The sequence below is a fragment of the Frankia sp. AiPs1 genome (assembly GCF_023716945.1).
Classification (GTDB): Bacteria; Actinomycetota; Actinomycetes; order Frankiales; family Frankiaceae; genus Frankia.
Genome location: NZ_JAMQQF010000261.1, coordinates 1 through 7,983, shown reverse-complemented (window position 1 = coordinate 7,983; position 7,983 = coordinate 1). Strand labels below are relative to the sequence as shown.

Sequence of the window (7,983 nt, the reverse complement as noted above, 5' to 3'; positions counted from 1 at the left end):
GGTCACGGGTGCGCATCGGGCTCCGCTGCGGCGCGGCAACGGGCGGGTACGCCTGGCCGCCGCCGGCACCGCCTCGCTCGCCGGGCTGTCGGCGCTGGTCGCCGGGGTGGCCTTCGGGGGCGACGGCGGTGGCGGTGCGGCGGTCCCGAACGCCGGCGAGGCATCGCGGATCCAGTACAGCGGCACGGAGACCCTCGCCTACGGCGCGTCGCAGCCTCAGGCGTCGCGGGACCGCACGCAGAACGCGCCGCCGCGGGCCGAGCTTGCGCCGAGCGCCGACAAGGCGGGCGCCGGGACCGGCGGTTCCGCCGCGTCGGGATCGAGCGCTGTCACCACGGTCGCGCTGGGCCCCACCACCGCCCCGATTCCGATCATCTCCCTGACCCCGCGGGACCAGCCGACGACCGGGCCGACCGATCTACGCTCCCTCGCGCCGAACACCGGCACCGTGACGGGCGCCTCCGCCACGGCGACCCCGACCACGACGGCGACCCCGTCTGCGTCCGACAACGGCGAGGCCACCAGCCCGGCCGCGAGCCCGTCGGCCTCGCCGAGCGCCGCCTCGTCCCCAGGCACCGGTGCGCTGCCGTTCCATCCGATCGATGTGGAGCCGCTGCTCGGCTCCTGGTTCGGCGCCTCGTCCTCGTCCGCCTCGACCTCGTCCGCCTCGACCGCCACCACGTCGTCGGCGTCCACGAGGTCCGGGGTTCCGGCGCAACGATCCAGCAGCACGCCGAGCGCGTCCCAGACCGCTCACTGATCGCAGTCGCCGTCCCCCGGGGCGGCCGCCCCTGCGCCGGGACGCCCGCTCCTGTCCCGGAACATGGCGTCCGCTCCGGCGCGGCGACGGCCCCTGCGCCGGTGGCGATCGGTCGGTCGGCCTCACCGACGGAGGCGGAACATCAGCCGCGCCAGGTCGGTCCGGCTACGCGGATAGGCCGGTGGTCCGGATGTCCGTATGGCCGGCATGTCCGTATGGCCGGCACGTCCGCATGGCCGGCACGTCCGCATGGCCGACACGTCCGCATGGCGGGACGTCTGCGTGGCCGGGGTGTCGGCGTCGCCGGGGTGTCAGCCGGTGCGGTCGATGACGAAGTCGGCGAGGGACTCCAGGGCCGCCTTTGCCGCGTTGTCCGGCAGCGGTGCCAGGCATTCCCGAGCGCGGGTCGACCAGGTGACCAGCTCCCGGCGGGCCCTTGCCATCCCCTCGTGCGCGCGCAGCAGCTCGATCGCCTCCGCGACGCCCTCCTCCGGATTCCCACCCCCGGCGGCGAAGTCCGAGTTGATGAGCTCCCGCAGCCGGCTGGCGGGCCGGTCGTCGGCCTGTAGCGCGTAGAGCACCGGCAGGGTGGGGATGCCCTCCCGCAGGTCGGTGCCGGGGGTCTTGCCGGAGTCGGCCGGGTCGGAGGCGACGTCGATGATGTCGTCGGAGAGCTGGAAGGCCACCCCGAACAGCTCCCCGAAGGTCGCCAGGGTGTCGACGGTGAGCGGGTCCGCGCCGGCGAGCATCGCGCCGAGGCGGCCGGAGGTGGCGATCAGCGAGGCGGTCTTCTCCGTGACCACCCGCAGGTAGTGCTCGACCGGGTCCTGGTCGGGGGCGGGGCCGACGGTCTCGCGGATCTGCCCCTCGCACAGGGTCGCGATCGTCCGGGCGAGGATGCGGGTCGCCGCGGGGCCCAGGTCCGCGGTGATGTCGGAGGCGCGGGCGAACAGGTAGTCGCCGGTGAGGATCGCGACCGTGTTCGTCCACCGGGCGTTGGCGGACGCCGCTCCCCGACGCCGGGGGGCCTCGTCCATCACGTCGTCGTGGTACAGCGTCGACAGATGGGTGAGTTCGATCGCGACGGCCGCCGGCACCACCCCGGGGGCGTGCGGATCGGCGAACTGCGCCGCCAGCAGCACGACGATGGGGCGGAAGCGTTTACCCCCCGCATCGACGAGATGCCGCGAGGTCTCGGTCACGAAGGAGAACTCGCTGCGCACAGATGCGCGTAGCAGCTCCTCCACCTGACCAAGCCCATCTCGCACGGCTTTTTCCAGATCAGGATCGGTCCTGATCCCCACGACGTCCAGCCCGATAGCGCTCATACCACCGTCAGCGTACGAAGCCGGACGTCGCCGCGGTATTCGCGAGGTCCAGAAGGGGCTGTGGCGCTACTCCCAGGACAAGCGTCGCCACGGTGCCGATGCCCACCGTGGCGAACGTCAGGGTCGGTCGGGTGACCACGACGGGCCCCTCGGCGAGCGGCTCCGAGAAGAACATCAGCACGATCACGCGCACGTAGAAGAACGCCGCGATCGCGCTGCAGACCAGCGCCACGACCACGAGCGGGGTCGCGTCGCCCTCGATCGCCGCCTGGAACACGGCGAACTTTCCGGTGAAGCCGCTGGTCAGGGGGATGCCGGCGAGCGCCAGCAGGAGGAAGGAGAACGTGCCGGCCAGCAGCGGCGAGGTGCGGCCGAGACCGCGCCACTGGGACAGATCGCTGGCCTCTCCGTCGCTCGTGCGCACCAGCGAGACCACGGCGAACGCGGCGATCGTGGTGAAGCCGTAGGTGACCAGGTAGAACATCGAGCCGCGCAGGCCGTCGGTGTTGGTGCCGGCGAGCCCGACGAGCAGGAAGCCGGCGTGGGCGACCGCCGAGTAGGCCAGCATCCGCTTGATGTCACGCTGGGTCAGCGCCAGCACCGCGCCGACGACCATCGTGAGGATCGCCACGGTCCACAGCACCGGCCGCCAGTCCCAGCGCAGGCCGCCGAAGGCGATGTAGAAGACGCGCAGCAGGGCGCCGAAGGCGGCGACCTTGGTCCCGGCGGCCATGAACGCGGTCACCGGGGTCGGGGCCCCCTGGTAGACGTCGGGCGTCCAGGAGTGGAACGGCGCGGCGCCGATCTTGAAGAACAGGCCGACGGCCAGCAGGGCGAGCGAGAGGTACAGGTAGAGGTCGTTCTTCCCCACGGTGCCGACCGCGTCGGCGATCTTGCCGAGCTCCACGCTGCCGGCAAATCCGTAGGCGAACGCGACACCATAGAGAAAAAATGCCGAGGAGAATGCTCCGAGCAGGAAGTACTTCATCGCCGCCTCCTGCGAGAGCAGGCGCCTGCGGCGGGCGAGCCCGCACAGCAGATACAGCGGCAGCGACAGGATCTCCAGCGCCACGAACATCACCAGCAGGTTGTTCGAGGCGACGAAAAGCATCATGCCGGTGACCGAGAAGACCATCAGCGGGTACGCCTCGGTCTGCATGTCCGCGGAGGTCTGCTGCGCGGTCGAGCCCTTCGAGCCGGGCGTGATCGCCGCCGAGGCGACGATCGCTCCGCCGGAGGAGTCGAGCCGGCGTTCGGCCACGAGCAGCACCGACAGCAGCGCGAAGACCAGGATCGTGCCCTGCATGAACAGCGTCGGCGCGTCGATCGCCACCGCGCCCGAGGCGAGCACCGCGTGCCGGCCGTGCAGCACCGCGACCGCGACCAGCGCGGCGATGAAACCGCCGCCGGCCAGCACGGGCTGGATGACGCGGCGCGCCCCGCGGGGAGCGAAGGCGTCGACGAGCACCCCGACCAGCGCCACCACGAAGACGATGAGCAGCGGGCTGAGCGAGGAGTACTCGATCGACGGCGGCGTGATCTTCTGCGTCTGCGCCAGCAGGACGGTCGGATCGGCGCTCACGAATGGCCTCCGGGCTGCACTGAAGCGGGGTGCACTGAAGCGGGGTGGGCGGCCGCTGGGTGGGTCGGTGCCGGGTCGGACTTGCCGATGTCGGCGTAGGTCGCCGTCACCGTCGGCCTGATGATGTCAAGCAGCGGCTTCGGATACACCCCCAGGGCGACGATGAGCGCGACCATCGGGGCCACGACGAGCTTCTCGCGCAGGCCGAGGTCGTGCAGGACCCGGTTCTCCTCGTGGACGATCGGGCCGGTCATCGTCCGCTGGTACAGGTACAGCACGTAGATCGCCGCGAGCACGATGCCGCAGGTCGCCACGATCGCCAGCGCCTTGTTGGCCGTGAAGGTGCCGACGAGGACGAGGAACTCGCTGACGAAGCTGTTCGTCCCGGGCAGCGCCAACGACGACAGGCCCGCGAGGAGGAAGACCCCGGCGAGCACCGGCGTCACCTTGGCCAGGCCACCGTAGGCGCCGACGTCACGGGTCCCCCGGCGGGACACCAGGAAGCCGACGACCAGGAACAGCAGCCCGGTCGACAGCCCGTGGTTGACCATGTAGAGCACCGCGCCGGTGCCGGCCTGGCTGGTGAAGGCGAACAGGCCCAGCGCGATGAAGCCGAAGTGGGCAAGCGAGGTGTACGCGACGAGGCGCTTCATATCTCGTTGCCCGATGGCCAGCAGCGCCCCGTAGAAGATCCCGACGACCGCCAGGCCCAGCACCAGCGGGGCGAAGTAGTCCGCGGCGTCCGGGAACAGCGGGATGCAGTAGCGGATCAGCCCGAAGGTCCCCACCTTGTCCAGCACGCCGACGAGCAGCACCGCGCCGCCGGTGGGCGACTGGGCGCCCGCGTCGGGCAGCCAGGTGTGGAACGGGAACAGCGGGGCCTTGATGGCGAACGCGACGAAGAAGCCGAGGAACAGCAGCTTCTGCACCCCGGGGGTGATCTCCATCTGGCGCAGGGTGGCGAAGTCGAACGTGCCGTGCCCGAGGTTGTCCGCGGACACGACGTACAGGCCGATCACCGCGGCGAGCATGAGCAGGCCGCCGAGCAGGCTGTAGACCAGGAACTTCACCGCCGCGTAGGAGCGCTGCGCCTGCTCCTTCACCGGGCCGTAGCTGCCGATCAGGAAGTACATCGGGATCAGCATCGCCTCGAAGAACACGTAGAACAGGAAGACGTCGGTCGCGGCGAACACGCCGATCATGCCGGCTTCCAGGGCGAGCAGCAGCGCGAAGAACGCCGGCACCGAACGACCGGCGGGCGTGGCGACCTGCGCCGGCGCGGCGGCGGTCACCACGGGGGGCGCCGCCAGCGCGACGGCGGTCCCCCCACCCGACCCGCCGCCCACGCCACCAGCACCAGCACCAGCACCAGCACCAGCGATGCCACCAGCGCCACCGATGCCACCGTCGCCGACCTGGCCGGGGGACCCACCGGCATCGGGGGCGGGCGCCGGGGCGGGAACCCGGCCGGTGCCCGCAGCATCGCCGCCGTCGACCTCGTCCCACGACGACAGCACCACGACCGGCACGAGCAGCGCGGCCAGCAGCATCAGCACCAGGGAGATGCCATCGGCGCCGACCGAGTAGGAGATGCCGAACGTGGAGATCCAGTCGTAGGACTGGCCGAACTGGAAACCGGCCTTGTCGGGGTCGTAGGCGAAGGTCGCGAGCACGGCGAGCACCAGGACCGCGAGCGTGATGCCGAGGGCGAGCTGCTTGGCGAGCGTGGCGTGGCGCCGCGGCAGTGCGGCCACGACCACCGCTCCCGCGGCCGGGACGATGAGCAGGATCGTCAACCAGGGGACTGTGTTCACGTCAGCCCGCCCTTACCAGCAGCAGTGCGCCGACCACGAGGACGGCACCTCCCAACATCGACAGAGCGTAGGACCGGACGAAGCCGGTCTGCAGGCGGCGCATCCGCCCGGACAGTCCGCCGATGGCGGCGGCGCTGCCCCGCACGAGCCCGTCGATGCCGACGAGGTCCAGCCAGACCAGGAAGCGGGTCAGGTACTGGCCGGGACGCATGGCGACGGTCTCGTTGAACGTGTTCGCGAACAGGTCGTGCCGGGCGGCGAAGGTGACCAGGCTGACCTCGGTGTCCGGCCGGGCCACCGACTCGACCGGACGCAGCTGGTAGCGCAGGTAGGCGCCGGCGAAACCGCCCGCGGTGACCACCAGGGTGAGCAGGGTGAGCACGACCGGGGAGAACGTGTGCACGCCCTCGACGCCCGTTCCGGCGACCGGTTCGAGCCAGTCCTGCAACGAGTGGCCGAGGACGAACAGGCCGCCGGCGAACACCGAGCCGACCGCCAGCACGATCATCGGCCCGGTCATCGACACCGGCGACTCGTGCGGGTGCTTGGCCGCCGGTCCCTCGGACGACCAGCGCGGCTTGCCGTGGAAGGTCATCAGGAACAGCCGGGTCATGTAGAACGCGGTGATGCCCGCGCCGAGCAGCGCGATCGAGCCGAGCAGGTAGCCGGAGGTGCCGCCCTTGTCGAACGCGGTCTCGATGATGCGGTCCTTGGTGAAGAACCCGGACAGCCCCGGGAAGCCGATGATCGCCAGGTAGCCGAGACCGAAGGTCACCCAGGTGATCGGCATGTACCGCCACAGCCCGCCGTAGTGGCGCAGGTCCTGGTCGTCGTCCATCCCGTGGATCACCGACCCGGCGCCGAGGAACAGGCCGGCCTTGAAGAAGCCGTGGGCCAGCAGGTGCATGATGCCCAGCGCGTAGCCCGCCGGCCCCAGGCCGACGGCGAGGAACATGTAGCCGATCTGGCTGACCGTCGAGTAGGCCAGCACCTTCTTGATGTCGTCGTAGGCGCAGCCGATGACGCAGCCGATGAGGATCGTGGCGGCGCCGATGATGACGACGACGGTGCGCGCCGCCTGGGTCCCGTCGAAGATCGGCCCGGCCCGGACGATCAGGTACACCCCGGCGGTGACCATCGTCGCCGCGTGGATGAGCGCGGAGATCGGGGTGGGGCCCTCCATCGCGTCCGGCAGCCACGCCTGCAGCGGGAACTGGCCGGACTTGCCGCAGGCGGCGAGCAGGAGCAGCAGCGCGATCGCGGTCAGGGTGCCGTAGCCGATGACACCGGCGGCGGCGGCGCCGAACACGTCCGCGTAGCTGGTCGAACCCACGGTGGCGAACATGAACATGATGGCCAGGGCGAGGCCGACGTCGCCGACCCGGTTCATGTAGAAGGCCTTGTTCGCCGCGGTGGCCGCGGCCGGCCGGTCCTCCCAGAACTTGATGAGCAGGAACGACGACAGGCCGACGAGCTCCCAGCCGGCGTAGAGCGACAGGAAGTTGTTGCCCAGGACGAGCAGCAGCATCGACGCCAGGAACAGGTTCATGTAGGCGAAGAACTTTCGCCTGTTCGGGTCGTGCGCCATGTAGCCGATCGAGTAGATGTGGATCAGCGTGCCGACGCCGGTGATCAGCAGCACGAACACGATGGAGAGCTGGTCGACGAGCAGACCGACGTCCACCTGAAAGCCGTTCACCGGGATCCAGGAGTAGAGGTGCTGCGACAGCGCCCGGTCGTCGCCGTCCCGGCCGAGCAGGGTGGCGAACAGCACCAGGCCGAGCACGAAGCTCGCCGCCGCCGTCAGCGTGCCGATGATGTGGCCGACCCGGTCGGTGCGCCGGCCGCCGAACAGCAGCACCGCGGCCCCGGCCAGGGGCAGCACGATGAGCAGCCAGGACAGCGAGAACACCCCGGAGGCGGCGGCATAGTGAACTGGCTGGTTGCCGGGTTCGGTCGCCGCCAGCAGAACCGGCTCGACCCTCATCGCGACCCCGCCACGGCGCGTCGTTGGCGATAAAGCGTCACTGCAGTCTCGTCCGTTCTTCCATGACCGCCGGGAGCGCCGCGGCCGCTGGGTCGCAGGTCAGTACTTCAGCAGGTTCACGTCGTCCACCGACGTCGAGCGACGGGTGCGGAAGATGCTGAGGATGATGGCCAGGCCGATGACGACCTCGGCGGCGGCGACGACCATGACGAAGAACGCCATGATCTGGCCGTCGAGAGTGCCGTTGATCCGGGAGAACGTGACCAGGGTCAGGTTCACGGCGTTGAGCATCAGCTCGATCGACATGAACACGACGATCGCGTTGCGCCGGACGAGGACCCCGACGGTGCCGATGGTGAACAGCAGCGCCGAGAGGATCAGGTAGTTCGCGGGATTCACCGCTCGTCTCCCTTACCGGCGCCCGCCAGCGCCGAACCGTTCGCGTCGACCGGGTCGGTCCCGCCTGCGCCGCCGTCCGCCGCGGCGCCGTCCGTCGGCGCCGGGGGTGTCGG

5 protein-coding genes and 1 pseudogene are annotated in these 7,983 nt (G+C 70.6%); 1 reads left to right on the top strand and 5 read right to left on the bottom strand.

Annotated features, from left to right (window positions below):
- Positions 1-760: pseudogene (locus ND748_RS19965) on the top strand (hypothetical protein); the annotation flags it as partial.
- A 311-nt stretch (positions 761-1,071) separates the two neighbouring features.
- On the opposite strand, the gene ND748_RS19960 reads toward ND748_RS19965, so the two are convergent.
- The 5 genes from ND748_RS19960 to nuoK form a co-directional block, all read right to left on the bottom strand.
- A complete protein-coding gene (locus ND748_RS19960) occupies positions 1,072-2,088 on the bottom strand; it encodes a polyprenyl synthetase family protein (RefSeq protein WP_251747524.1) in 1,017 nt (338 codons plus the stop codon).
- Positions 2,089-2,095: 7 nt separating this feature from the next.
- Entirely contained in the window at positions 2,096-3,670 is a 1,575-nt protein-coding gene (gene nuoN / locus ND748_RS19955; protein ID WP_251747523.1) for an NADH-quinone oxidoreductase subunit NuoN, read from the bottom strand.
- The gene (locus ND748_RS19950) at positions 3,667-5,484 is read right to left on the bottom strand and encodes an NADH-quinone oxidoreductase subunit M (RefSeq protein ID WP_251747522.1); all 1,818 of its coding nucleotides are present in this window, start codon (positions 5,482-5,484) and stop codon (positions 3,667-3,669) included. Before ND748_RS19950 ends, nuoN begins: the two co-directional genes overlap by 4 nt.
- Position 5,485: 1 nt before the next feature.
- Positions 5,486-7,471, bottom strand: coding sequence for an NADH-quinone oxidoreductase subunit L (nuoL, locus tag ND748_RS19945; RefSeq protein WP_251747521.1), 1,986 nt, complete (start codon positions 7,469-7,471; stop codon positions 5,486-5,488).
- A gap of 99 nt (positions 7,472-7,570) precedes the next feature.
- Complete coding sequence (gene nuoK, locus ND748_RS19940) at positions 7,571-7,870, bottom strand: NADH-quinone oxidoreductase subunit NuoK (protein WP_251747520.1); 300 nt, start codon at positions 7,868-7,870, stop codon at positions 7,571-7,573.
- Between the last annotated feature and the right edge of the window lie 113 nt (positions 7,871-7,983).